Source organism: Nocardioides sp. Root151 (assembly GCF_001427925.1).
Classification (GTDB): Bacteria; Actinomycetota; Actinomycetes; order Propionibacteriales; family Nocardioidaceae; genus Nocardioides.
The window spans coordinates 140504-165302 of sequence record NZ_LMGG01000004.1 but is presented as its reverse complement, the minus strand read 5'-3'; the positions used below and the strand labels follow the sequence as shown (position 1 = coordinate 165302).

The following is a 24799-nucleotide window of genomic DNA, read 5'->3' as shown; positions in this document are numbered from 1 at the left end:
CCCGGCGAGTTGTTCGGCGGAGGAGCGCAGCGGAGGAGTCGAAGAACTCGTTGGGGTGCTCATAGGTGCTGCACGCCCTCGGGGACGTCGTAGAACGTGGGGTGGCGGTAGACCTTGTCGCCGGCCGGGTCGAAGAACGCGTCCTTCTCGTCGGGGCTGCTGGCCTCGATCGCCGAGGCCGGGACCACCCAGATGGACACGCCTTCCTGGCGTCGGGTGTAGACGTCGCGGGCGTTGCGCAGGGCCATCTCGGCATCGGCGGCGTGCAGGGACCCGGCGTGCACGTGGGACATGCCGCGGCGGGACCTGATGAAGACTTCCCAGAGGGGTTCCTGGCTCATGCCGCCCCCTCCTGTGCGTGGCGCGCGGCCTGCTTGTCGGCGTACGCCGCAGCGGCCTCACGCACCCAGGCGCCGTCCTCGTGGGCCTTGACCCGGTGGGACAGGCGTTGCTCGTTGCACGGGCCGTTGCCTCGGATGACCTCGAAGAGCTCGGTGAAGTCGACCGGCGTGAAGTCGTAGTGGCCGCGCTCCTCGTTCCAGCGGATCGCGTCGTCGGGAAGGGTCAGCCCGAGCGCCTCGGCCTGCGGCACGGTCATGTCGATGAACCGCTGGCGCAGGTCGTCGTTCGAGAAGCGCTTGATGCCCCACGCCATCGACTGCGCCGAGTTGGGGGAATCGTCGTCGGGAGGCCCGAACATCATCAGGCTGGGCCACCAGGTGCGGTTGACGGCATCCTGGGCCATCGCCTTCTGGGCCTCGCTGCCGTGGGAGAGGGTGTGCAGGATCTCGAAGCCCTGGCGCTGGTGGAAGGACTCCTCCTTGCAGACCCGCACCATGGCGCGCGCGTAGGGGCCGTAGGAGCAGCGGCACAGCGGCACCTGGTTGACGATGGCCGCCCCGTCGACCAGCCAGCCGATCGCGCCGACGTCTGCCCAGGTCAGGGTCGGGTAGTTGAAGATCGAGGAGTACTTCTGCCGCCCACTGTGCAACTGGTCGAGCAGGTCGGCCCGGTCGACGCCCAACGTCTCGGCGGCGGCGTAGAGGTAGAGCCCGTGTCCGGCTTCGTCCTGCACCTTCGCCATCAGGATCGCCTTGCGGCGCAGGCTGGGTGCCCGGCTGATCCAGTTGCCCTCGGGCTGCATGCCGATGATCTCGGAGTGCGCGTGCTGGGCGATCTGGCGGACCAGAGTCTTGCGGTAGCCCTCGGGCATCTCGTCGCGGGGCTCCACCCGGCCGTCGGTCTCGAGGAGCGCGCGGAAGGAGGCCGGCTCGTCAGGACGGTCCGCGATGACCGGGGTCGGCTGCTGCTCGGGGGTGGTGAAGTCGTTGCCGTACACGTCGCCCACGGTAACAGCGCGTGTTACAAATGCACGCATTTCTGGTGTTCGCGTGTAACAGGGGTCCAGCCGGGGCATGGTCGAGCCCTCCTGACACGATGACCCCATGAGCTCCCCCACCGCAGACGTGTCCGTCCGTGTCGCCTGGGCCGACGACGCCCCCGGCATCGCCGGGGTGCAGGTCCGCGGCTGGCGGACGGCGTACGACGGGGTGCTGCCCGCTGACGTGCTCGACGCGTTCACGCCCGACGAGGTGGCCGCCGCCTGGCGCGAGTCACTCGGCCGCCCGAAGGATGCCCGCAACCGTGTGCTCGTCGCGCTCGAACGCAACCGGATCACCGGATTCGCGGTCGTCTCCCCTGCCGGGGACCCGGACTGCGACCCGATCGCCGACGGTGAGGTCGCGGAGTTCGTGGTCGACCCCGACGAGCTGGGCAAGGGCCACGGCTCGCGCCTGATCCAGGCCTGCGCCGACACCCTGCGGGCCGACCGGTTCCAGCGTGCGGTCAGCTGGGTCAACGCCACCGACGACGCGCACCGCGCATTCTTCGAGAGTGCCGGTTGGGCGCCGGACACTGCGCACCGCGAGCTCGACCTGCACGGCGACGGCAGCGTCACGGTCAAGCAGGTCCGCCTGCACACCGCCCTCTAGGGCCTTGCACGTTTCCCCGGCGCACCGGGGAAACGTGTACTCCCCACGTCAGATTCGCCGTGGGGAGTACATGTTCTGCCCGGGGAGTGAGCCCGGGCGTGTGCTCAGCCGACCGAGACGGCGCTCCAGGCTGCGGCCACGGTGTTGTACTGCGCGCTGCCCTGGCCGTAGAGGTCCTTGGCGGCGTTCAGGGTGGCGGTGCGGGCCTGGGCGTACGTCGTGCCGGAGGTCATGTAGACGTCGAGCGCACGGAACCAGATCTTGGCGGCCGCGTCGCGACCGATGCCGGTGATCGTGGACCCGTTGCAGGTCGGCGAGTTGTGCGCCTTGCCGCCGATCGTCTTCGCGCCCGAACCCTCGGCGAGCAGGTAGAAGAAGTGGTTGCCCACGCCCGAGGAGTAGTGCACGTCGAGGTTCTTCGTGCCGGTGGTCCAGCAGTCCTGCGAAGCGCCGTCACTGCTCGGCTTGTCCATCCGGCGGAAGCCGGCGTGGTTCTTCAGGTCGAACTGCTCACCGATGAAGTAGTCACCCGGGTCGGCCGAGTTGGCGGCGTAGAACTCCACCATCGTGCCGAAGATGTCGGACGTCGCCTCGTTGAGGCCACCGGACTCCCCGGAGTAGGTCAGGCCGGCGGTGTGCTCGGTGACGCCGTGCGACATCTCGTGACCGGCCACGTCGAGCGCGACCAGCGGGCCGAACTCGACACCGTCGCCGTCGCCGTACGTCATCTTCTCGCCGTCCCAGAAGGCGTTCACGTAGCCGTTGCCGTAGTGGACCCGGCTCGGGGCACCCGTGCCGTTGCCGAAGATGCCGTTGCGGCCGTGGACGTTCTTGAAGTAGTCCCACGTCTTCGCGGCGCCGTAGACCGCGTCGGCGGCGGCGCTCTGCCGGTCGGAGTTCGTGCCGTTGCCGAACGTGTTGTCGGGACTGTTGATCGCGGTGCCGTTGGTGCAGCCGATGCCGAGCAGGGTGCAGAGGACGGAGTCCTCCTTGTTGCCCATGTCGGTGGTCTTGGAGTTGCCGTGCACCGGGTCGGTGAGGGTGTACGTCGACCCCGACAGGGTCACCGGGATCGTCACGTCGCCGCTGTAGAGCGTGTCGCCGTGGCCGTCGACGTTGACGATCTCCTGCTCGGTGCGGAGCACCTTGCCGGTCTTCGCGTCGACGTACGTCGCGAGGCGGCTGGGCGTGCCGTCGGCCTGCAGACCGGAGCTCATCACCCGCCAGGCCAGGCGCGGGTTGGCCAGGGTCGCGTCGACGAGCAGGGTCGCGTTCCCCTGCTGCTTGACCTTGCTGATCGTGCGGCTCGCCTTGCTGGTCAACGACAGCGCTTCGGCGCGTGCGGCCGGCACGACAGGAGTGACGTCGAGCCCGAGTGACGTGCGGAGGGTCTGGCTCACGCCGACCAGGTCACCGGAGGCGGCCTGGTGGACGACGAGGTCGCCACCGACCACGGGCAGCCCGTGGTAGGTCCGCTGCATGCGGACGTGGGTCGTGCCGTCGGCGTCGACGACGGTGCGGCCGACCTGGAAGGCCTGGCCGTCGGCCGCGCGGGCAGCGCCGGGGTGGGCGTTGAGCGCCGCGACGGCGTCGTCCTTCTTGGGCTGGGGCGCCTCAGCGCCGGCCGGGGCTGAGAAAGCAACACTGGTGGCGAGGGTGGCCAGGCCGAGCGCTGCCCATGCTGGGGTGATTCGCATGTGGGTGAGCCTTTCGTGCATCTCGGGGTCTCCCTCCCCAACGCAGACCCTTTCATTACCGAGAGGTAACCCGAAAGGGCTCACGGCCTGCATTTTGTTGCAACTTTCCGCCGGACAGAAAGGTGCAGACGGCCCATCACAGATCGGGCCGCCTCGTCGCAGCGGCTGCTTGCCGGCCTTCTGCTGCTGCACGGCGGCGTGGTAGATCTTGCGGAGCTCCTTCGGACGCCGACCCGGGGGCCCGGTCCAGGGCTCAGTCGAGGTCGAGGAAGTGCTCGAGCCCGACGGTCAGTCCGGGTCGCCCGGCGATCGCGCGCAGGCCGGTCAGCACGCCGGGACTGAACGAGGCCCGGTCCATGGAGTCGTGCCGGATGGTCAGGGTCTCCCCCGGACCGCCGAGGATCACTTCCTGGTGCGCGACCATGCCACGGATGCGCAGGCCGTGCACGCGGACACCGTCGACGTCTGCGCCGCGCGCCCCGTCGAGCGAGGTGGAGGTGGCGTCGGGCATCGGCGCCGACCCGGCCTCGCGCCGCGCCGCCGCAATGAGTTCCGCCGTACGGCGTGCCGTGCCCGAGGGCGCGTCGGCCTTGTCGGGGTGGTGCAGCTCGACGACCTCGACGGACTCGTAGAACGGCGCGGCAGCCGCGGCGAACCGCATCATCAGGATCGCGCCGATCGAGAAGTTGGGCGCGATCAGGACGCCGGTGCCGGGCGATGCGGCCAGCCAGGTCTCCAGCTGGGCAAGGCGCTGGTCGTCGAAGCCCGTGGTGCCGACGACGGCATGGATGCCGTGGTCGATGCAGAACTCGAGGTTGTCCATGACGACGTCGGGGTGGGTGAAGTCGACGACGGCCTGCGCCCCGGCCTCGACCAGGGCCGCGATGTCGTCACCGGCGTCGATGCCGGCCACCAGTTCGGTGTCGTCGGCAGCCTCGACCGCCCGGCAGATCTCTGCCCCCACCTTGCCTCGCGCGCCGAGCACGCCCACCCTCAATTTCGTCGCTGTCACGGGGGCAAACCTACGCGACGCGATGTCCGACAGGGGGAGGGTGGCGACGAATGGGCACGGGTAGTGGCAGGCTTGACCCCATGGTGCTGCAGACGATCCCCGCGCGAATTCGGTGGGCGGTGGACGTGATAGATGTCCAACCGGGCGACCAGGTCCTCGAAGTCGGGTGCGGACAAGGCCAGGCGGCCGAGCTGATCTGCAGCCGACTCGAGACCGGGAAGCTGCTCGCGATAGACCGTTCGGAGTCCGGTGTCGACCGCACCAAGCGACGCTGCGCGAACTACATCACCTCCGGACGACTCGCCGTACGACACATCGACCTGGCCACCCTCCGGGTGCCGGTGAAGCGCCTGGACAAGGTCTTCGCGTTCAACGTCAACCTCTTCTGGGTGCGCGACTGCCAGGACGAACTGGCGTTGCTCCACGAGCGGCTCTCCACCGGCGGCACCCTCGCCCTCTTCTACGACGCAGCCCGCCCGGAACAGCTGCCCACCGCCCTGGAGAAGGCTTCTGCGGCCCTGGTCCAGGCGGGCTTCCGGGTCGGTGTCGTCGAGAGCAAGAACCCGGCCGTGGTCGGCCTGCTCGGACGTCGCTGACATAAGTCAGCATCCTGATATGTCTTTGCATAAGGTTTTTTCCTGAAGTAGCCTGTGATCAGGACAGGACCTCCAGGAGGGCTGATGACCGTCTTCGTGCTCACCGTCGACCAGCGCGACAGCCGCACCCATGACGACCTGGTGCCGGACGCCGTCGTGGCCCACTCCGGCGGCCTGCTCCCCTTCGAACGCACCGCCGGGGATGAGATGCAGGCGGTGTACGACGACCCCGCCGCGGTCGCCACCGTCGTCGAACAGCTTGTGCGCGTGGGGCACTGGAACATCGGTGTGGGCATCGGCACCGTCGAACAGCCCCTCCCCGAGACTGCCCGGGCCGGGCGCGGGCCTGCGTACCTCCATGCCCGCACCGCGGTGACCCGGGCCAAGAACTCCCCCGGCCGGATCTGCGCTGTCGGTGCCGACGACTACCGTGCCGGTCAACTGGAAGGCGTCCTCTGGCTGTGGGCGGCCCTGCTGGGCCGGCGCAGCGAGCGGGGCTGGGCCGTCGCTGACCTGGTCGCCGAGGGGCTCACCCACCAGGCCGTGGGTGAGCGGCTCGGCATCAGCCAGTCGGCGGTGACCCAGCGGGCGCGGGCGGCCGGACTGCCCGAGGGAGACCGTGCCCGCCAGCTGGTCCGACAACTGCTCGAGGAGATGAAGGAGGACTGATGGCCGCTGTCCTCCTTGCCGTCCTGGCCGTCGGCACCTTCCTGGCCGTCGCGGGCTGGCGACTGCGCGCCGCGGGCCTGCACCTCGTCACCGCCGCACTCTGTGCCGGGCTGGGATTCACCGCGATGGTGCTGGCCGTGCGCGACACGACCGTGCTCGAGCCCGACGCACCCCTCGCGGCAGGTGTCGTGCTGGCCGGACTCCTCGCGATCGCCGGTGGCAGCGTGGTGACCTCGAGCGTCTTCGCGTTGATCGACGGCCGCGACTCCGGGGAATCGGGGTCCATGCGGCGGGCCGGCGAGGTGCTCCGCGGCGGTGCCTGGATCGGCGGCCTCGAGCGTGGGGCGGTGTTCGCCACGATCGTCGCGGGCTGGCCCGAGGGCATCGCGATCACGCTCGCCCTCAAGGGGCTCGGCCGCTACCCCGAGCTGCGCACCGAAACACCCGGGGCCGCGGAGCGGTTCATCATCGGCACCTTCACCAGCGTGCTCTGGGCAGTCGCCTGCGCCGGAACCGCCCACCTCATGACGTAGGGGTGGGCTCCTCGGCCGTCTCCGGCCCGACGATGGCCAGCACCTCGGGCTGGGCGAAGAGCTCGGCCGCCAGGATGCGCACGTCCTCGAGAGTGACGGCGTCGATGCGGGCCAGCACCTCGTCGATGCTGAGCAGCTCGTCGTGCACGAGCTCGGCCTTGCCGATGCGCGACATCCGCGAACCGGAGTCCTCGAGCCCGAGCACCAGCCCGCCACGGAGCTGTCCCTTGCCGCGGTCGAGCTCTTCGGCGGTGATGCCGTGGGCGGCCACCTTGCGCAGCTCGTCACGCACCACGTCGAGCACCTGGTCGAGCTTGTCGGGCAGGCACCCGACCGAGACACCGACCATGCCCGCGTCGGCGTGGTGGCTGGCGAACGAGAAGACCGAGTAGGCCAGCCCGCGTCGTTCGCGCACCTCCTGGAAGAGCCGTGACGAGGTGCCGCCGCCGAGGGCGGTGTTGAGCACACCGAGCGCGAACCGGCGCTCGTCGCTGCGAGTGAGGCCGTTGACCCCGAGCACGACGTTGACCTGCTCGATGGGCCGGTGGGCGCTGATCGTGCCGGCACGCAGCTTGCGAGCCGAGGGGCTGATCAGCGGAGCCCGCGGCACGTCGTTCCCGGCCAGGAAGCCGTTGCGGCCGAAGGCGGTGCGCACCTGGCGCACGACCGTGGCGTGGTCGAGGTTGCCCGCGACGGCCACCACCATGTTGCCGGCGCGGTAGTGGTTCTTGTAGAAGCGGCTGATCTGGGTGCGGGTCAACGCGTCGATCGACGCCTCGGTGCCGGCAATGGGCCGGCCGAGTCGGGTGTCGCCGTACGCCTGGGCCGCGAAGAGGTTGTGGACGACGTCATCGGGGTCGTCGTCGTGCATCGCGATCTCGTCGAGGATCACGTCGCGCTCGGCCTCGACGTCGTCGGAGGTCAGCGTGGAGTTGGTGATCATGTCGCCGATCACGTCGACTGCCAGGGGCAGGTCGTGGTCGAGCACCCGGGCGTGGAAGCAGGTGTACTCCTTGGCGGTGAACGCGTTGAACTCGCCGCCGACCGCGTCGAGCGCCACGGAGATGTCCATCGCGGAACGCTCGCGGGTGCCCTTGAAGAGCAGGTGCTCGAGGAAGTGCGAGGCGCCGTGGAGGGTGGGCGTCTCGTCGCGCGAGCCGACGCCGACCCAGACGCCGATGCAGGCCGAGCGGACACCGGCCATCTGCTCGGTCACCACGCGCAAGCCGCCGGGCAGGACGGTTCGGCGCACGCGGGAGACCACCTGGCCGTCGTCGTCCTTGACGGTCAGCAGGGTGCGGGTGGAGCCCACCTTCTGGGGAACGGACGACCGGCCAGCAGAACCCTGCTGGCCGGTCGCCCGGTTGTTGCTGCTGGTCACACTCAGCCTTCGCTGCCGTCCTCGGCCGGAGCGGCATCCTCGTCGGACGAGGTGGCCTCGTCGGAGGCGCCCTCCTCGACGACGGGGATCAGCGAGAGCTTGCCGCGGTCGTCGATCTCGGCGATCTGGACCTGGACCTTCTGGCCCACGGAGACGACGTCCTCGACGGCGTCGACGCGCTTGCCACCGGCCAGCGAACGGAGCTTGCTGATGTGCAGCAGGCCGTCCTTGCCCGGGAGCAGCGAGACGAACGCACCGAAGTTGGTCGTCTTGACGACGGTGCCGAGGTAGCGCTCGCCGACCTCGGGCATGGTCGGGTTGGCGATCGCGTTGACCATGGCGCGGGCGGCCTCGGCCGCTTCACCGTTGGTCGCACCGATGTAGACCGTGCCGTCGTCCTCGATCGACAGGTTCGCGCCCGTGTCGTCCTGGATCTGGTTGATGACCTTGCCCTTCGGGCCGATGACCTCGCCGATCTTGTCGACGGGGACGCGCACGCTGATGATGCGCGGCGCGTGCACCGACATCTCGTCGGGGGCGTCGATGGCCTCGGCCATCACCTCGAGGATCGCGAGGCGGGCTTCACGGGCCTGGGTCAGCGCACCGGCCAGGACCTCGGCGGGGATGCCGTCGAGCTTGGTGTCGAGCTGGAGTGCGGTCACGAACTCCTTGGTGCCGGCGACCTTGAAGTCCATGTCGCCGAAGGCGTCCTCGGCACCGAGGATGTCGGTCAGCGCGACGTAGCGCGTCTCGCCGTCGACCTCGTCGGAGATGAGGCCCATGGCGATACCGGCGACGGCGGCCCGGAGCGGGACACCTGCCTGCAGCAGCGACAGCGTCGAGGCGCAGACCGAGCCCATCGAGGTGGAGCCGTTGGAGCCCATGGCCTCGGAGAGCTGCCGGATCGCGTAGGGGAACTCCTCGCGGGTCGGCAGCACGGGGAGGATGGCGCGGCGCGCGAGCGCACCGTGACCGACCTCGCGACGCTTCGGCGAACCGACGCGGCCCGTCTCACCGGTGGAGAACGGCGGGAAGACGTACTTGTGCATGTAGCGACGCGACTTCTCCGGGGAGAGCGTGTCGAGCTTCTGCTCGAGGGTCAGCATGTTCAGCGTGGAGACACCCAGGATCTGGGTCTCGCCGCGCTCGAACAGCGCCGAACCGTGGACCCGCGGGATCACGCCGACCTCGGCGTGCAGCGGACGGATGTCGGCCAGGCCGCGACCGTCGATGCGCACCTTGTCGCGCAGGACGCGCTCACGGACGAGCTGCTTGTTCAGCGAGCGGAACGCTGCGCCGATCTCCTTCTCACGGCCCTCGAAGCTCTCGGCGAGCTTCTCGAGCAGCGACGCCTTGATCCCGTCGAGCTTCTCCTCGCGCTCCTGCTTGCCCGCGATGGTCAGCGCCTCAGCGGTCTCGGCGCGCACAGCGGCCTCGACGGCCGTGTAGGCGTCGTCCTCGTAGTCGAGGAAGATCGGGAACTCCTGGACCGGCTTGGCGGCTTCCTTGGCGAGCTCGGCCTGGGCGGCGCAGAGCTGCTTGATGAACGGCTTCGCCGCGTCGAGGCCCTGGGCCACGACCTCTTCGGTCGGCGCCTGGACGCCGCCCTGGATGAGCACCCATGCGCCCTCGGTGGCCTCGGCCTCGACCATCATGATCGCGACGTCACCGGAGTCGGTGACCCGACCGGCGACGACCATGTCGAAGACCGCGGTCTCGAGCTGGCTGTGCGACGGGAAGGCAACCCACTGACCCTCGATGAGGGCCACGCGGACACCGCCGACCGGGCCGGAGAACGGCAGGCCGGAGAGCTGGGTGGAGAGCGACGCGGCGTTGATCGCCAGCACGTCGTAGGGAGCGTCGGGGTTCAGGGCCATCACGGTGATGACGACCTGGACCTCGTTGCGCAGGCCCTTCTTGAAGGTCGGGCGCAGCGGCCGGTCAATCAGGCGGCAGGTGAGGATCGCGTCCTCGCCCGGGCGGCCTTCGCTACGGAAGAACGAGCCGGGGATCTGGCCCGCGGCGTACATCCGCTCCTCGACGTCGATCGTCAAGGGGAAGAAGTCGAAGTGGTCCTTGGGGTGCTTGCCGGCCGTGGTGGCCGAGAGCAGCATCGTGTCGTCGTCGAGGTAGGCGGTCACCGAACCGGCGGCCTGACGGGCCAGCAGCCCGGTCTCGAACTTGACGGTGCGGGTGCCGAACTTGCCGTTGTCGATAACGGTTTCGACTGCGGAGATGACGGGTCCGTCCGCGTTGATTTCTGACAAGGGTTCAATCCCTATTCTGTTCGCGGAGCGATCCGCGCGTCCGCCTCTGCTGAGCCCGGGGGCACTCGCGTTGGCGGGGCATCGAAGTGCTTCCCGCCTGTCTCGAGTGAGACGGGGCCGGTCTTCGATCGAGGCCCGCAGATCTCTCGCTCGGTGATCGAGCGGGTCGAGATCCTGAAGGCCACTACCGAGGACCGGGCCGGACGTGGTGCGGGTCGCTCCTGGTGATGTGGTTCAACGTATTGAGTTGTGCTGCAACCAGCATGACCCCAACGGTCGATGCGGGCAAATACGCCTACGAGCGGCCACCCCGGGTGGGGTGACCGCTCGCGGGATCAGCGGCGGAGGCCGAGGCGCTCGACGATCGACCGGTAACGGTCGATCTCCGTCTTCTGCAGGTAGTTGAGAAGGCGGCGGCGCTGGCCGACCAGCAGAAGCAGGCCACGACGGCTGTGGTGGTCGTGCTTGTGCGTCTTGAGGTGCTCGGTCAGGTGCGAGATGCGGTGGCTGAGCAGCGCGATCTGAACCTCCGGCGAACCGGTGTCGCCCTCGGACTTGCCGTACTCGGCGATGATCTTCTTCTTGGTCTCCGCGTCGGTACCAATCGACATTCGAGGACTCCTTCCGGCCCTGACGGGCATTCGTTGCGCGGCGCGCCGGGGCCTGTTCACCCGGGCACTATGGTTCCGCGGCCGTTCTGACGGCGATGTCGCCCTACGGGCAACCGGTCAAGACTAACAGCGGGCCGAAGGCTTCTCCGAATCGAGATCAGGCGACCCGGACGGGGTGCCTGACGACCGCGTCGAAGAAGTACCCGCCGTCGTTGTACGGCGTGGACTCGGGCTGGGTGCGACCTGCGGAGTCGGTGGCCCGGGTCATCAGGACGTGGCCTCCCAGGGCGGGGCGCTCCCAGTCGAACCGCCACTGCGTCCAGCCGCCGGGGCGCTCGGGACGCAGCAGGCGCGCGTCGCGCCACGACGCACCGTCGTCCGTGCTCACCTCGACGCGTGCGATGGCACCGGCCCCGCTCCAGGAACGGCCGTGGAGCGTCACCTGTCGACGTCGCTCGATGACCTGGCCCCGGGCCAGTTCCCACGCAGAGCGCACCGGGTTGACCGTGAGCGGCTTCGTGTCCGCCGGATGGTCGCCGCCGGTCATGCGGTACCACTTCGTGTTCCACGGCGAGGTGAGCTCGCGCGTGGAGATCTCGAGGGAGCCGAGCCACTTGATGCTGGCGATGCCGACCCAGCCCGGGAGCACGAGGCGGACCGGGAAGCCGTGGTCGGGCAGCAGGTCCCGTCCGTTCATCCCCCAGGCCAGGATCGCGTCGTCGAGCGCCTTGTCGACCGGGAACGGTCGTCGTACCCGGCCGTAGTCGACTCCCCCGGAGACATAGTTGTCGTCAAGGCCGGTCGCCTGGATCGAGACTGCGTCGGGCCTGATGCCGAGACGGCGCAGCACGTGCGCGAGCCGCACGCCCTCCCAGCGGACCGTCCCCACGGCGCCCAGGGTCCACGCGGTGCCGGACGGGGCCTGGCCCTGCTGGGTCGCGAAGAACGAGCGTCCGTTGCCCGTGCACTCGTGCGTGGTGGTGACCCGCGTGTGCGGGAGCCGGCGCAGCTCGGCGTACGACAGGGCAAGGGCGTCGCCCTCACCCTTCGGCGAGGCCAGTCCGTCGCCGAAGACCCTCAGTCGCCACGCGTCCGCGTCGATCAACGGAGTCCTCGTGTGGTTGCGCACGAACAGGCGCGACTGGGGGGTGAGGTACTCGTGCGCACCGACCGAGCTCCACCTCATCTCGGCGTTCGTGCCGAAGTCGATGAACTGGTCGGCCGGCAGGGGCTTGAGGATCGGGCCGGTCGCGACCACTCCGGCCACCGCGCGCACCGCCAGGCCGGGAGCAGCCATCACCGCACCCACCGCTGCGGCACTGCTCAGAAAGGTACGACGTGAGGTCCGGGCATCCATGCTCAGACATTAACACTACTGACTTACTGCAGTTATGCTGTTCCGGAGTCATGGGTCGACGGCTGGACGACCGGCTGGCCGCTCGGCGTCGCGTGCGCGGCCGGGGCGTAGGGCGTCGCCTGGCCGGGAGCGCCGTACGGCGTCGCCCGCGGCCTGCCGGTGACCCAGATGAGGAGCACCGCAAGGCCGACGAAGAAACCGAAGAACACGCCCCAGTAGTAGCCGTCGACCAGCGACCCACGCACCAACGCATGGGTGAAGACGACCGCGCCGTCGTCGTCCTTCAACCGCGCGGCGACGAACAGGGAGCTGACCAGGCCGCCGGTGCCCGCACCGAGCACGACCGCGAACCACGAGGTGAGCATCGCCGCGAAGGCGGATCGGGCACCCTTCACGCCAAGCCAGGTCACCACGAACGTGACCGCCGCGAACACGGCGAGTCCGAGCACGAAGCCCACCATCCCCGACTCGAGGTAGGGCAACCCGTCATTGATCAGGCCGGTCTGCCCCAGCGGCGCCAGCCCCTGCAGGACCCAGACGAGGAACGGGTCCTCATGTTCGGCTCCGAACCGGACCGACTGACGATCGACCAGCTCGGTGACGATCGTGCCCGCGATGACCGCCACCAGTGCGAACACTGTGCCGAAGATCGCCGGGACAACCGAACTTGGTGCGCGCTCCTGCATGGGACCGATCTTCCTGTGGGTGGGGTACGTCGTCCCGGGCCACCATCCCCCGAAGGGAACCCACGGAAACCTCCAGCACCCTCGCTGGCGCTCCTCCCCTCGGCGCGAACGTGGCACGATCGCAGGATGAGCGAGAAGCGCATCGGCGTGTGCAACCTCTGTGAGGCGATCTGCGGGCTCGAGCTGACGGTGGAGGGCGACCGGGTCACCGCCGTGCGCGGGAACAAGGACGATCCCCTGTCCCGCGGCCACATCTGCCCCAAGGGGGTGGCCATCGGCGACATCCACGCCGACCCCGACCGCCTCCGCCGACCGGTACGCCGGGTCGGCGACACCTGGGAGGAGATCGGCTGGGACGAGGCCTTCGACCTGGTCGCCGACGGACTGGCGAAGGCGATCAACGACCACGGTCGCGACGCGCTCGGCATCTACCTGGGCAATCCCAACGTGCACAGCCTCGGCTCGATGACCCACGGCACCGCGATGGTGAAGACGTTCCGCACCCGCAACAAGTTCAGCGCCACCTCCGTCGACCAGCTCCCCCACCAGCTGCTGGCCCACCTGCTCTACGGCCACCAGCTGCTGCTGCCGATCCCCGACATCGACCGGACGTCGTACTTCCTGGTCTTCGGCGCCAACCCGATGGCCTCGAACGGTTCCTTGATGACCGTGCCGGACTTCCCCGCCCGGTTGCGCGCCCTGCACGACCGCGGCGGGCGCATGGTCGTGCTCGACCCCCGGCGCACCGAGACCGCCCGGGTCGCCGACGAGCACCACTTCGTGCGCCCCGACACCGACGCCTGGATCCTGCTGGCGATGCTGCGCACCGTGCTCGCCGAGGGGCTCGCCACTCCCCCGGCGTACGTCGACGGGCTGCCGGAGGTGACCTCGGCGATCACCGCGTTCACCCCCGAGCTCGCCGAACGGGCCAGCGGACTGCCCGCCGACGAGATCCGGCGACTGGCCCGCGACTTCGCGGCCGCCGACGGTGCTGCGGCGTACGGCCGGATCGGGGTCTCCACGACCAGGTTCGGCAGCGTGTGCCAGTGGGCGGTGCAGCTGCTCAACCTGGTCACCGGCAACCTCGACCGGGTCGGCGGCGCGATGTTCACCAACCCGGCCATCGACGCCGTCGGCACGGGGTTGATCGGCCGCGGCCACCACGACGTGTGGCGCTCGCGGGTGCGGGACCTGCCGGAGTTCGGCGGCGAGCTGCCGGTCTCCGTGCTGGCCGAGGAGATCGAGACCCCGGGCGACGGACAGGTCCGCGCGCTGCTCACCCTGGCGGGCAACCCGGTGCTCTCCACGCCCGACGGTGCCCGACTCGAGCGGGCCGTCACCGGCCTTGACTTCTTGGCCGCGGTCGACATCTACGTCAACGAGACCACCCGGCACGCCGACGTGATCCTGCCGCCGACCACCGCTCTCGAGCGCGACCACTACGACCTCGTCTTCCACCTGCTCGCCGTACGCAACACGGCCCGCTTCACCCCGGCTGTCTTCGACAAGGCCCGCGACCAGCGCCACGACTGGGAGATCTACCGCGAGATCGCGCTGCGTACGGCGTCACGGCTGCACCAGCGCAAGCCCCTGGCCAGGCGGCTCAAGGAACGCGCCCGCCTGACCATGAGTCCGACGTTCCTGATCGGCATGCTGCTGCGCACCGGCAGGTCCGGCGTCACGATCACCGACCTGCGCAAGAACCCGTCCGGCGTCGACCTCGGGCCGCTGCAACCAGACCAGCTGCCCGACCGCCTGCAGACCGACGACGGTCGCATCGATGCCGCGGTGCCGCTGGTCCTCGATGAGCTGCCCCGGTTGCTGGAGGAGCCGCTCCCCGCGACCGGCGAGCTCCTGCTGATCGGCCGTCGCCACAAGCAGGACTGCAACTCATGGATGCACAACTCCGAGCGGCTCACCAAGGGCCGGCCCCGCCACCAGCTGCTGATGAACGGCGCCGACCTGGCCGAGCGCGGCATCGCCGACGGTGCGACGGTCACGGTGCGTTCGCGGGTCGGCGAGGTGCAGGTGGAGGTGAGTGCCACCGACGACGTGATGCCCGGCGTGGTCTCACTCCCCCACGGCTACGGCCACCAGCGTGAAGGCGTCTTGATGGAACGGGCCCGTGAGGTCGTCGGTGTCTCCATCAACGACCTCACGGACCCCGAGCGCCTCGACGTCAGCGGAAACGCCGCACTGAGCGGCGTCCCCGTGACCGTCTCGGCGTCACGATCATGACTTCGCGCTGACCAGCTCCGGCTCGTCGGGCGAGGCCGACGCACCGGCCGGGTCGCGATCCAGCCGGCTCGGCCACCAGATCTTGTTGCCCAGGTCGAGGTTGAGCGCGGTGACCAGCACCGAGCGCACGACCATCGTGTCGAGCATGACGCCCAACGCGACCGCCACACCGATCTCGGCGAACGCGACCAGCGGCATGGTGCCGAGGACGAGGAAGGTCGCGGCCAGCACCAGCCCCGCCGAGGTGATGACGCCACCCGTCGCGGCCAGGGCCACCAGTGCTCCCTTGCGGGTGCCCAACGTCGCGGTCTCCTCGCGGACCCGGGTCATCAGGAAGATGTTGTAGTCGATGCCCAGGGCCACCAGGAAGACGAAGACGAACAGTGGCAGGGAGGCGTCGGCCCCGGCGAACCCGAACACGTAGTGGAACAGCAGCGCGCTCAGGCCCAGTGCGGCCCCGAACGACAGGACCACGGTCAGCATCAGCAGCAGCGGTGCCAGCAACGCCCTCAGCAGGACCATCAGGATCACCATCACCACGAGCAGCACGAGCGGGATGATCACCTGGTTGTCGTGGTTGTTGGCGTGGTCCATGTCGAGCAGGATCGCGCTGGTGCCGCCCACGAGGGCGTCGGCGCCGTCGACCGTGCCCACCGCGTCACGCGCCCTCTCGACCGTCGCGAAGGAGTCCTGGGACGTCGCGTCGGTGGTCAGCGGCGCGCTCACCAGTGTCGTGCCGTCGGCGTCGGGCAAGACGAATGTCGGTCCGAGACCGTCGACACCCTTGAGCGCCTCCTCCACGGCCGGTGCCTCCGCAGTGTTCGTGGCGACCATCAACGGCGACGAGGTGTCGGCCATGTCGTGGGCGTTGAGCACCTTCTGCCCGACGATCGAGTCGAACTCCTTGGTGTACTGCTCCTCGTTGGTCAGCCCGTTGGCGTCGAGCTTGAACAGACCGAGGCAGGCGATCGCCAGCAGGACCGACGTACCGATCCAGACCTTGCGCGGCGACACCGAGATCCGGGTGCCCAGGCGGGCCCAGAAGCCCGTCGAGGTCGGCTCGGCAGTGTCGAAGACCGGGCGCTTGGGCCAGAAGATCCACCGGCCGGTGACCACCAGCAGTGCCGGCAGCAGGGTGATCATCACGAGCAGGGCGACGCCGATGCCGATCGCGGCCACCGGGCCGAGTCCGGCGGTGGAGTTCATGTCGGCGAAGAGCAGGCACAGCATGCCCAGGATCACGGTCGCGGCGCTGGCCACGATCGCCGGTGCGGCACGGTGCAGGGCGAAGGCCATCGCCTCGTGCCGGTCCTCGTGTCGACGGAGCTCTTCCCGGTATCTCGCGACCAGCAACAACGCGTAGTCGGTGCCGGCGCCGAAGACGAGCACGGTCAGGATGCCCTGGCTCTGCCCGTTGACGGTGAGGTCGCCGTACTCGGCGGCGAAGTAGATCACCGCCTGCGCGACGAACAGCGCCACGACCGCGGAGAGGACTGGCAGCAGCCAGAGAACCGGGCTGCGGTAGGTGAGCAGCAGGATGATGATGACCACTCCACCAGCCGCGAAGAGCAGGTTGGAGTCGAGCCCCTCGAACGCCTCGGCGGAGTCGGCGGCCTGCCCGCCCCCACCCGCGACGTGGACCTGGAGTCCGTCGCCCTCGGGTGCGATGTCGCGGATCTTGTCGACCGCGCCGGGCATCTCGTTCCACCCATTCTTGCCGAAGTCGAAGGTGACCAGCGTCTGCGCCACCTCACCGTCCTTCGACACGCCGGTGGGCAGGGTGAAGGGGTCGGCCACCGGCTTGGTGACGCCCTTCAGCTTGCCCAGCTCGACGGCCTGCTCGGCGATGGCGGCCTTGTCGGCCGACGTCAGGCCGCCGTCTCGTTGGTAGACCACGATGGTCGGGATCTCGTCGGGGTTCTGGAACTTGTCCAGCTTCTCCAGGGCGAGTGTGGACTCGGCGTCCCCGGGCAACCAGGAGGCCGCTTCGTTGTTCTGTACGTCGGTCAGCTTCTGGGCGAACCCGGCGGCCACGACCATCAGGCCGAGCCAGAAGGCGACGACGATCCATTTGGTTACTCGGCCGGTGAGCTTTCCGGCAATCTGACGGTGCATGTCTCGAGACTCCCAGCGGTGGGTGGTGGTGCGCATCAGGAAAAGCCCCTAGGTGATCCCTTATCCCCAATCGGGGGTACCTCAGGAGCTGTGAGCAAGGGCGTGACGGAGGTTCTGACCCCCGCCACGCCCTGAATTCATCGCTGCCCAACAGGCTTCAGACCAGGGCGTAGCCCGGGTCGTTCTCCGCCACCTGCTCACCGCGCGCGTCCTTCGGCTGACCGGGCCAGGCCCGGTCACCGAGCAGCACGAGGATCGCCGGCAGCATCACCAGCCGGATGACGGTCGCGTCGATGAGGATCGCGGCCGAGAGGCCGACGCCCATCATCTTCATCTCCATCATGCTCAGCGTCGCGAAGATCGCGAACACGGAGACCATCACCGCCGCGGCACTGGTCACGACACCGGCGGTGTCGGCGACGCCCTTGCGCACCGCCAGGCGCGTCGGCATTCCGGCCTCGACGTACTCACGAACCCGCCCGAGCACGAACACGTGGTAGTCCATCGAGAGCCCGACCAGAACCACCAGCACGAACATCGGGATCCAGTCGATCACGAAGCCGGGGCTGGAGAAGTCGAGCAGATCGGCGCCCCAGCCGTGCTGGAAGACCAGCGTGATCAGGCCGAACGCGACTCCCACCGAGAGCAGGTTCAGCCCGGTCGAGACCAACGCGATCGGCACGCTGCGGAACGCGAAGCCCATCATCACCATGGTGAGCAGCAGGATGAACCCGATCACCAGCGGCAGATAGCTGTTGAGGTGGTCGACCATGTCGTACGACGACGCGGCCCCACCACCGACGGCGTAGGTCGCGCCCGTGTCGTCGAGCGCCGGCGGCAGCACGTCGTCGCGCAGGGTCTCCAGTGCCCGGTCGACCCGGTCGTCGGCCTCGTCGTACGGCATGGCCAGGGTCAGCACCGAGGTCTCGCCGTCCTTCGAGGTCCGGATCGGGTCGGCTCCGGCAGAGACGAACCGGCCGGTCTCGAGGGCTGCCTCCTGCACCTGGTCGAGCGCCGCGCGGGCGTCGTCGCCTCCGCCCCGGACGACCACCTCGGCTGCCGGCCCTTCACTGGGGAACTTGTCGGCCACGGCGCGCAGCGTCTGAACCTCCTCGATCTTGGTGGGCAGGGTCTCGAGACTGCCTGAGTGGAGCTTCATGCCGAGCGCGGGGACGGCCAGCGCTCCGACTGCCAGGACAGAGACGACCAGCGCGGCCGCGGGTCGGCGTACGACCGGTGCCAGCACGCGGCTGCTGATGCCACCGGCACCGATGCGGCGGTTCATCCGCCACAGCAACGGCACGCGGGGGCGGTCCACCCAACGGCCCAGCTTGACCAGCAGGGCGGGGAGCACCGTGATGGAGCCGAGCACGGCGATCGCGACGACCAGGATCGATCCCGCGGCCAGCGAGTTGAAGGTGGCACCGCCGACCACGAAGAGTCCGCTCATCGAGGCGATCACGGCGAAGCCCGAGACCAGGATCGAGTGGCCCGAGGTCTCGGCGGCGATCTCGACAGCGTCGAGGGTGGTGCGGCCCTTCGCGCGTTCCTCTCGCTCGCGCTTGAGATAGAAGAGTGAGTAGTCGACGCCGACGGCCATGCCGATCAGCACGATCATGCTGCTGACCGTGTCCTCGGCGTGGATCAGGTGCGACAGCGGCGCGGTGAGCCCCATGGTCGCGGCGACACTCGTCACGGCGAGCAGGACGGGGATGCCGGCGGCGATCAGGGCACCGAAGGCGATCAGCATCAGGATCAGCGTGATCGGCACACTGGTGGCCTCGGCGGAGGAGAGGTCGTCGGCGACCTGGTCGTTGATCGCGTCGTCGACGGAGTTGTCACCCGCCTGGCCGATCTGCAGGTCGGTGTGGTCGGCGGCGACGTCCTCGGTCACTGCTTGCAGGTCCGTGACGTCTTCCTGGTCGCGGGCCAGCTGCACCGAGACCAGCAGCGCGGACCGGTCCTGGCTCCACTGGGGCTCGGCGACCGCGTCGACGCCGTCGGTGGCGCGCATCCGCTCGGTGAGCTCCGCCGCCGCCGCTTCCGCCTTCGCCTGGTCGAGGTCGCCGTCGGCGGTGATCAGCACGACCTCGCTGTCGGGGTTGTCGAGGCCGGCGTCCTCGATCATCTGGGTGGCCCGACCCCACTCCCCCATGTAGTAGTCCTCGCCGTCCGCGTTGACGGTCGGCACCGCCATCGCGAGCCCGACGGAGACGGCGACGAAGCCGACCCAGGCGAGAATCGCCCGCCAGGGATGGGTTGCGCTCCACCGGGCGGCCTTCAGCGAGAGGCCGGCGAGCGGGTTGTGGACTGCCATGTCCGTGCTCCTTCAAGAGTCTGGTCTGTTGCGTCCAGCCTTGTGGCCCCACGAGCTCCGGTCAGGGGCGCTGGTTCCACGACGGGGGTGGACCCAGCACCACTGTCCGGAGTCGGGGAATCAGGGAGGATGGCGGCATGGAAGAGAAGCCAGGCCCGTTGCGGCTCACCGGATTCGCGGCCCTCCAGCTGCTGATGTTTCCGCTCGTGCTCGTGACGGTCGTGTTCGTCGTGCTCGGCGGCGTGCTGACGGTGGTCACCGTGGGCATCCCGATCCTGCTGGCCGCCCTTCCGTCCTTGCACTGGATCACCGACCGGCACCGGTCGATGGCGGCGCAGACGCTCGGGCACGACGTGCCGGCGAACCGCCTGCCCTCGACGGGCCAGCCGCTCTTCACCCGCCTCCAGACCTGGGCCCGCGACCCGATGACCTGGCGCGAGCTCACCTGGGCACTGGTCATCGTGCCGGTCGGCTTCATCCTCAGCCTGCTGACCGTGCTGCTGTTGCTGGTCGTGGTGACCGGTGCCTTCTGGTGGTACGGCGCTCCGCACATCATGCGACTGCGCGCCATGCTCGACCGGGCGCTGCTCAGCCGCGGCCACACCGGCCAGCTCGAGCAGCGAGTCGTCGACCTGACCGTCTCGCGCGCCGACACCGTCGACCACTCGGCAGCGGAGCTGCGGCGCATCGAGCGCGACCTGCACGACGGCGCCCAGGCCCGACTGGTCGCCCTCGGCATGACGCTGGGCATGGCCGACGACCTCTTCGCCCGGGACCCGGAGGCGGCCCGCAAGCTGGTCACCGAGGCCCGCGACACGACCGGCGCGGCGCTCGGCGACCTGCGCTCCGTGGTGCGCGGCATCCACCCGCCGGTGCTGGCCGACCGGGGCCTCGCAGGCGCCGTACAGGCCCTGGCCCTCGACATGGCGGTGCCGGTCGAGGTCACCACCGACCTGGCCGGTCGACCGCCGGCTCCGGTCGAGTCCGCGGTCTACTTCGCGATCGCCGAGTGCCTGGCCAACATCGGCAAGCACGCGGCCGCGGCCAACGGCTGGGTCGAGCTGCGCTGGACCGACGGACGCCTCCACGCCGTCGTCGGCGACGACGGCCGGGGCGGTGCCGACGTGAACGCGGGCACCGGCATGCGGGGGGTCATGCGGCGGCTGGCCGCGTTTGACGGCACGATGAGGGTGTCGAGTCCCGCTGGAGGTCCGACGCTGATCACCCTGGAGGTTCCGTGCGCCTTGTCGTTGCCGAGGACAACGCCCTCCTCCGGGACGGCCTGATCCGGCTGCTGGAGGCCAACGGCGCCACGATCGTGGCAGCCGTCGACAATGCGACCACGCTCGCCGTCGCCCTGCGTGAGAACGAGGCCGACGGTGCCGTGCTCGACGTACGCATGCCGCCGACCTTCACCGACGAGGGCCTGCGCGCGGCGATCGAGATCCGCGCCGAGCGGACCGGGTTCCCGGTCATGGTGCTCTCGCAGTACGTCGAGCAGCTCTATGCCCGCGAGCTCCTGGCCAGCGGCCAGGGGGCGGTGGGCTACCTGCTCAAGGACCGGGTCGCCAACGTGGGTGAGTTCGTCGACGGCGTACGCCGGGTCGTGGCCGGCGGCACCGTCATCGACCCGGAGGTCATCTCCACGATCATGGCCAAGCGCGAGGAGCCGGTCGACAGGCTGACCCCCCGCGAGCAGGAGGTGCTGGCCCTGATGGCCGAGGGTCGCTCGAACCAGGCGATCGCCAGCGCCCTGTTCGTCACCGAGAAGGCAGTGGCCAAGCACACGAACAGCATCTTCGCGAAGCTCGACCTGCCCGTGGCCGACGACGACAACCGTCGGGTGCGTGCCGTGCTGGCCTGGCTACGCGTCTGAAGGTCGAGTGCTGAGGTGGCGGCCCGGGCCACCACTTCAGCACTCAACCCCGGCGCATCGAGCGGTAGACCACCCGGGCACTGACCGCGCGCTCGAGCTCGCGGGTGATCGAGGTGAAGAACTGCTTGCGGTAGAGCTCGTCGGTGACGGCGTAGACCGCGAAGTAGAGCCCGCTGAACGCGGCGAGGAATACCGAGACCTGCACCAGCTCGCGGCTGACCGGTCCGAGGAAGGTCTCGGGGCTGTGGCCGACCCAGGTCTCGATGACCGCGTCGTCCATGGCCACCACGCCGAAGAGGATGAAGAACGCGAACACCGAGAGGGACAACAGCAGCACCTGCACGATCTGGGCGACCAGGAGCACCAGCACCAGGTTGGCCTTCTGCAACCCGGTCACCTCCGGCGGGACGGGGAGCTGCGTGTGGGTCTCGCGCAGCCGGTTCGCCTCAGTCTCGAGCGGCGTGCCCCGGCAGGCGCTCGAGAGTCTGGTGATGTCGAAGTCTCGGTCGAAGGCGTCGAGCTCCTCCGGCAGCCGCGAGAGCAGGAAGCCCACCGCGATCGCCGCGAACAGCATCACGGCCGCCCACATGATGCCGCCGTCGAGAGTCGCCCCGACCTGCCAGACCTCGGCATTGATGAACAGGAACGTGATGAAGAGCAGCAGCAGCGGCAGCGCCCGGGTCACCAGCGGGACCATCAGGCTCAGCGAGCCCAGTGTCTGGCCGGCCGCCCAGCGGATCCACAGCCACGCCTTCAGGGTCAGCAGCCCGTAGAGGCCGAAGACACCGGCAAGCGTGGTGAGGGCGCTGGAGACGCCGTACGACACCTGGTCGGCCCACAGCCCGACGGCCAGGCCGACCGGGACGGCCAGCACGACGCCGACGACCAGGACAGCCAGCAGCCGGGACGGGCGCATCCGCCGGCCGACGTCCTCGCGGATGCCGTCGACGAAGTAGGGCAGGCCGTTGGCGACGAACCAGTCCTCGACCGCCGCGACGTCGGCCCGGTCGGCCTGGTCCGCCACGTCAGAGCCCGAGGATCTCGCGGGTGCGGTCGACGTCGCCGTGCATCGTCTCGACCAGCTTCTCCACACCCTCGAAGGCGACCATGCCGCGGATCCGCTCGACGAACTCCACCTCGACCTCCACGCCGTACAGGTCCAGGTCGGTGCGGTCGAGCACGTAGGACTCGACACGACGCTCGCGCACCCCGTCGAAGGTGGGGTTGGTGCCGACGCTGATCGCGGCGGGGAACGTCTCGTCGGTGTCGAGGCGGCGCAGCCACCCGGCGTACACGCCGTCGGCGGGGACCGCTGCTGCACCCGTGGTGGGCACGTTGGCCGTGGGGAAGCCGAGCTCGCGGCCGCGCTGGTCGCCCTTGACCACGACGCCCCGCACGGTCACCGGACGACCCAGGGCCTCGGCAGCGCCCGAGACGTCGCCGGCGGCGAGGCAGGTGCGCACGTAGGTCGAGGACCAGACCTGCGGGCCGCCGTCGAGGGCGATGCCCTCGGCGACGAAGTCGCGGCTCGCCCCAGTCGCCCGGAGGGTGTTCACGTCGCCCGCGGCGCGGTTGCCGAAGCGGAAGTTGGCACCGACCACGACGGCCCTTGCCTTCAGTGCGGTGACGAGCACCCGGTCAATGAACTCCTCGGGAGTCCACCCCGCGATCTCGCGGTCGAACGGCAGGACCAGGACGCCGTCGGCTCCGGCCTCGCCGAGCAGCCGGGCACGGTCCTCGATGGTGCTCAGCGTCGAGGGTGCGTGCTCCGGACGCAGCACGGCCATCGGGTGCGGGTCGAAGGTCACCGCCACGACGTGCGCGATGCCCAGCTCGTCGCCTACTTCTCGCGCCCGTCGTACGACGTGCTGGTGTCCGAGGTGGACACCGTCGAAGTTGCCAATCGTCACCACGGTGCGACCGATGCCGTCGGGCACGTCGGTCAGGGAACGCCAGATCTGCACAGCCAGAACTCTCCCATATCGATACTCCCTGACGTTTGCGCCCTCACCCCTGGATACTCCCTGACGTTTCGGTCCTTGAGCCTCAAGGACCGAAACGTCAGGGAGTATCGCCTCGGAGGGACCGAAACGTCAGGGACTACCGGTGAAGACGGCGACCGGCTTGGCCAGCACGCCCGACGCCTCCGACGCGACCGGTTCGTAGAGGGCGAGGAACTCGCCGTCGGGGGCGAAGACCGCGGTCAGCCCCTCGAGGTCGATGGCGAGCTTGCGGCCCACGCGTACGTCGACCTCCTGCGCGTCGTCCAGCTCGTACGCCGGGAAGGTGGCCCGCGCCGCGTCGGCGATCGGCACCATCGCGAACTCGTCGTTCAGCTGATCGAGCGTGCGTGCGACGGAGAGGTCGAAGCCGCCGACCGCCGTACGCCGCAGGGCGGTCAGGTGTCCACCGACACCCAGTGCCACACCGACGTCGCGGGCGATCGCGCGGATGTAGGTGCCGCTCGAGCAGCGCACCGAGATGTCGACGTCCAGCCAGTCGCCGACGACCCGTTGATCGAGCACCTCCAGCGCATGGATGGTCACCGGGCGGGCCTTGAGCGCGACGGCCTCACCGTCACGGACGCGTTGGTAGGCGCGCTTGCCGTCGACCTTGATCGCCGACACCGCGGTCGGCACCTGCTCGATGTCGCCCACCAGACGGGCGAACTCGGCCTCGACCAGTCCCGGCTGTTGGTTGGCCGCGACCGCCTCGGCGATGACTTCGCCCTCGGCGTCGTCGGTGGTCGTCGAGACGCCGAGGCGCACCGTGGCGTCGTACCCCTTCTGGGTCAGCATCAGGTGTCCGAGGAGCCGGGTGGCCCGGTTGACGCCGAGCACCAGCACCCCGGTTGCCATCGGGTCGAGCGTGCCGGCATGGCCGACCTTGCGGGTGCCGGCCAGGCGGCGTACCCGCGCGACCACGTCGTGCGAGGTCATGCCCCCGGACTTGTCGACCACGACCAGTCCGGCGGCACCGGCGGCGTTCACGCCTCGTCGGCCTCGTCTGCCTCGTCCGCGGCGTCCTCGTCGACGCGCGGCTTCTTGTAGGCGTCCTCGCCGGCGGCGTACGTCGCACCCTCACGGGTCGCGGCGACCTGCTCGTCGATCTGCCGGGCGCGAGCGAGTACGTCGTCCAGCTGGCGAGCCGTCTCCGGCAGTGCGTCGTGGATGAACTCGAGCGTCGGCACGTGGCGGATGCCCAGCTGCTTGCCGACCTCGGCACGGATCAGCCCCTTGGCCGACTCCAGCGCAGCGGCGGTGCCGGCCAGCGAGTCCTCTTCACCGAGCACCGTGTAGAAGACGGTCGCGTGCTGGCTGTCGCCGGAGACCCGCACGTCAGTGACGGTGACGAACCCGAGACGAGGGTCCTTGACCCGCCGCTCCAGCATCTCGGCGACGATGATCTTGATCCGGTCCGCAATCTTGCGAACCCGTGGGCTGGCCATGGTTC

General features: G+C 69.5%; 22 protein-coding genes. 7 read left to right on the top strand and 15 right to left on the bottom strand.

Annotated elements, in window-relative coordinates; genetic code table 11:
* Positions 1–59 precede the first annotated feature (59 nt).
* Both paaB and paaA read right to left on the bottom strand, forming a co-directional pair.
* The gene (paaB, locus tag ASD66_RS09275; protein WP_056676499.1) at positions 60–341 is read right to left on the bottom strand and encodes a 1,2-phenylacetyl-CoA epoxidase subunit PaaB; all 282 of its coding nucleotides are present in this window, start codon (positions 339–341) and stop codon (positions 60–62) included.
* Complete coding sequence (gene paaA, locus ASD66_RS09270) at positions 338–1339, bottom strand: 1,2-phenylacetyl-CoA epoxidase subunit PaaA (protein WP_235530023.1); 1002 nt, start codon at positions 1337–1339, stop codon at positions 338–340. The genes paaB and paaA overlap by 4 nt, the downstream gene beginning before the upstream one ends.
* Positions 1340–1445: 106 nt before the next feature.
* Between paaA and ASD66_RS09265 the strand changes: the two genes are divergently transcribed.
* Positions 1446–1991, top strand: a complete 546-nt coding sequence (locus ASD66_RS09265; protein WP_056676496.1) for a GNAT family N-acetyltransferase — start codon at positions 1446–1448, stop codon at positions 1989–1991.
* A 104-nt stretch (positions 1992–2095) separates the two neighbouring features.
* Here the strand turns inward: ASD66_RS09265 and ASD66_RS09260 are convergent, their stop codons facing one another.
* Entirely contained in the window at positions 2096–3688 is a 1593-nt protein-coding gene (locus tag ASD66_RS09260) for a M4 family metallopeptidase (RefSeq protein ID WP_235530022.1), read from the bottom strand.
* 253 nt (positions 3689–3941) lie between these two features.
* Positions 3942–4700 (bottom strand): 4-hydroxy-tetrahydrodipicolinate reductase, encoded by a 759-nt coding sequence (gene dapB, locus ASD66_RS09255; RefSeq protein ID WP_056676491.1) that lies wholly within the window; start codon positions 4698–4700, stop codon positions 3942–3944.
* 80 nt (positions 4701–4780) lie between these two features.
* On the opposite strand from dapB, the gene ASD66_RS09250 reads away from it, so the two are divergent.
* From ASD66_RS09250 to ASD66_RS09240, 3 genes are all read left to right on the top strand, one after another.
* Positions 4781–5296: a class I SAM-dependent methyltransferase gene (locus tag ASD66_RS09250; protein ID WP_056676488.1), complete on the top strand. Its 516-nt coding sequence runs from the start codon at positions 4781–4783 to the stop codon at positions 5294–5296.
* Positions 5297–5380: 84 nt separating this feature from the next.
* On the top strand, positions 5381–5965 hold the full coding sequence (locus ASD66_RS09245; RefSeq protein ID WP_056890776.1) for a hypothetical protein: 585 nt from the start codon (positions 5381–5383) through the stop codon (positions 5963–5965).
* Positions 5965–6498, top strand: a complete 534-nt coding sequence (locus ASD66_RS09240; RefSeq protein ID WP_056890775.1) for a hypothetical protein — start codon at positions 5965–5967, stop codon at positions 6496–6498. Before ASD66_RS09245 ends, ASD66_RS09240 begins: the two co-directional genes overlap by 1 nt.
* On the opposite strand, the gene ASD66_RS09235 is transcribed toward ASD66_RS09240, so the two are convergent.
* From ASD66_RS09235 to ASD66_RS09215, 5 genes are all read right to left on the bottom strand, one after another.
* Positions 6488–7879 carry a M16 family metallopeptidase gene (locus ASD66_RS09235; protein WP_056890774.1) on the bottom strand — a complete coding sequence of 464 codons (1392 nt, stop codon included), beginning with the start codon at positions 7877–7879 and terminating at the stop codon, positions 6488–6490. The genes ASD66_RS09240 and ASD66_RS09235 overlap by 11 nt on opposite strands.
* A gap of 2 nt (positions 7880–7881) precedes the next feature.
* A complete protein-coding gene (locus ASD66_RS09230; protein WP_200950050.1) occupies positions 7882–10137 on the bottom strand; it encodes a polyribonucleotide nucleotidyltransferase in 2256 nt (751 codons plus the stop codon).
* A gap of 344 nt (positions 10138–10481) precedes the next feature.
* Positions 10482–10757 carry a 30S ribosomal protein S15 gene (gene rpsO, locus ASD66_RS09225; protein ID WP_056676478.1) on the bottom strand — a complete coding sequence of 92 codons (276 nt, stop codon included), beginning with the start codon at positions 10755–10757 and terminating at the stop codon, positions 10482–10484.
* A 157-nt stretch (positions 10758–10914) separates the two neighbouring features.
* On the bottom strand, positions 10915–12114 hold the full coding sequence (locus ASD66_RS09220) for a sulfite oxidase (protein WP_056890773.1): 1200 nt from the start codon (positions 12112–12114) through the stop codon (positions 10915–10917).
* A 32-nt stretch (positions 12115–12146) separates the two neighbouring features.
* A complete protein-coding gene (locus tag ASD66_RS09215; RefSeq protein ID WP_156388618.1) occupies positions 12147–12752 on the bottom strand; it encodes a hypothetical protein in 606 nt (201 codons plus the stop codon).
* 174 nt (positions 12753–12926) lie between these two features.
* Here ASD66_RS09215 and ASD66_RS09210 point away from each other — a divergent pair, with 174 nt between their 5' ends.
* Positions 12927–15038, top strand: a complete 2112-nt coding sequence (locus ASD66_RS09210) for a molybdopterin-dependent oxidoreductase (RefSeq protein WP_056890771.1) — start codon at positions 12927–12929, stop codon at positions 15036–15038.
* On the opposite strand, the gene ASD66_RS09205 is transcribed toward ASD66_RS09210, so the two are convergent.
* Together ASD66_RS09205 and ASD66_RS09200 are read right to left on the bottom strand one after the other, a co-directional pair.
* Complete coding sequence (locus tag ASD66_RS09205) at positions 15033–17153, bottom strand: MMPL family transporter (protein WP_056890770.1); 2121 nt, start codon at positions 17151–17153, stop codon at positions 15033–15035. The genes ASD66_RS09210 and ASD66_RS09205 overlap by 6 nt on opposite strands.
* A gap of 157 nt (positions 17154–17310) precedes the next feature.
* Positions 17311–19470 carry an MMPL family transporter gene (locus tag ASD66_RS09200; RefSeq protein ID WP_056890769.1) on the bottom strand — a complete coding sequence of 720 codons (2160 nt, stop codon included), beginning with the start codon at positions 19468–19470 and terminating at the stop codon, positions 17311–17313.
* A gap of 137 nt (positions 19471–19607) precedes the next feature.
* On the opposite strand from ASD66_RS09200, the gene ASD66_RS09195 reads away from it, so the two are divergent.
* Together ASD66_RS09195 and ASD66_RS09190 are read left to right on the top strand one after the other, a co-directional pair.
* Complete coding sequence (locus ASD66_RS09195) at positions 19608–20756, top strand: sensor histidine kinase (protein ID WP_056890768.1); 1149 nt, start codon at positions 19608–19610, stop codon at positions 20754–20756.
* Positions 20708–21346 (top strand): LuxR C-terminal-related transcriptional regulator, encoded by a 639-nt coding sequence (locus ASD66_RS09190; RefSeq protein WP_056890767.1) that lies wholly within the window; start codon positions 20708–20710, stop codon positions 21344–21346. The genes ASD66_RS09195 and ASD66_RS09190 overlap by 49 nt, the downstream gene beginning before the upstream one ends.
* Before the next feature lie 43 nt (positions 21347–21389).
* Here the strand turns inward: ASD66_RS09190 and ASD66_RS09185 are convergent, their stop codons facing one another.
* From ASD66_RS09185 to rbfA, 4 genes are all read right to left on the bottom strand, one after another.
* Complete coding sequence (locus tag ASD66_RS09185; protein WP_056890766.1) at positions 21390–22370, bottom strand: hypothetical protein; 981 nt, start codon at positions 22368–22370, stop codon at positions 21390–21392.
* Between the two features lies 1 nt (position 22371).
* Positions 22372–23310: a bifunctional riboflavin kinase/FAD synthetase gene (locus tag ASD66_RS09180; protein WP_056676457.1), complete on the bottom strand. Its 939-nt coding sequence runs from the start codon at positions 23308–23310 to the stop codon at positions 22372–22374.
* A gap of 129 nt (positions 23311–23439) precedes the next feature.
* Complete coding sequence (gene truB / locus ASD66_RS09175; RefSeq protein WP_268788271.1) at positions 23440–24336, bottom strand: tRNA pseudouridine(55) synthase TruB; 897 nt, start codon at positions 24334–24336, stop codon at positions 23440–23442.
* Complete coding sequence (gene rbfA, locus ASD66_RS09170; protein ID WP_056676454.1) at positions 24333–24794, bottom strand: 30S ribosome-binding factor RbfA; 462 nt, start codon at positions 24792–24794, stop codon at positions 24333–24335. Before rbfA ends, truB begins: the two co-directional genes overlap by 4 nt.
* Positions 24795–24799 lie beyond the last annotated feature (5 nt).

Coding starts and splice junctions, on each gene's coding strand:
- paaB (WP_056676499.1), bottom strand. CDS start 341: ATGAGCCAGGAACCCCTCTGGGAAGTCTTCATCAGGTCCCGCCGCGGC.
- ASD66_RS09265 (WP_056676496.1), top strand. CDS start 1,446: ATGAGCTCCCCCACCGCAGACGTGTCCGTCCGTGTCGCCTGGGCCGAC.
- ASD66_RS09260 (WP_235530022.1), bottom strand. CDS start 3,688: ATGCGAATCACCCCAGCATGGGCAGCGCTCGGCCTGGCCACCCTCGCC.
- ASD66_RS09250 (WP_056676488.1), top strand. CDS start 4,781: ATGGTGCTGCAGACGATCCCCGCGCGAATTCGGTGGGCGGTGGACGTG.
- ASD66_RS09245 (WP_056890776.1), top strand. CDS start 5,381: ATGACCGTCTTCGTGCTCACCGTCGACCAGCGCGACAGCCGCACCCAT.
- ASD66_RS09240 (WP_056890775.1), top strand. CDS start 5,965: ATGGCCGCTGTCCTCCTTGCCGTCCTGGCCGTCGGCACCTTCCTGGCC.
- rpsO (WP_056676478.1), bottom strand. CDS start 10,757: ATGTCGATTGGTACCGACGCGGAGACCAAGAAGAAGATCATCGCCGAG.
- ASD66_RS09220 (WP_056890773.1), bottom strand. CDS start 12,114: ATGGATGCCCGGACCTCACGTCGTACCTTTCTGAGCAGTGCCGCAGCG.
- ASD66_RS09210 (WP_056890771.1), top strand. CDS start 12,927: ATGAGCGAGAAGCGCATCGGCGTGTGCAACCTCTGTGAGGCGATCTGC.
- ASD66_RS09205 (WP_056890770.1), bottom strand. CDS start 17,153: ATGCACCGTCAGATTGCCGGAAAGCTCACCGGCCGAGTAACCAAATGG.
- ASD66_RS09200 (WP_056890769.1), bottom strand. CDS start 19,470: ATGGCAGTCCACAACCCGCTCGCCGGCCTCTCGCTGAAGGCCGCCCGG.
- ASD66_RS09195 (WP_056890768.1), top strand. CDS start 19,608: ATGGAAGAGAAGCCAGGCCCGTTGCGGCTCACCGGATTCGCGGCCCTC.
- rbfA (WP_056676454.1), bottom strand. CDS start 24,794: ATGGCCAGCCCACGGGTTCGCAAGATTGCGGACCGGATCAAGATCATC.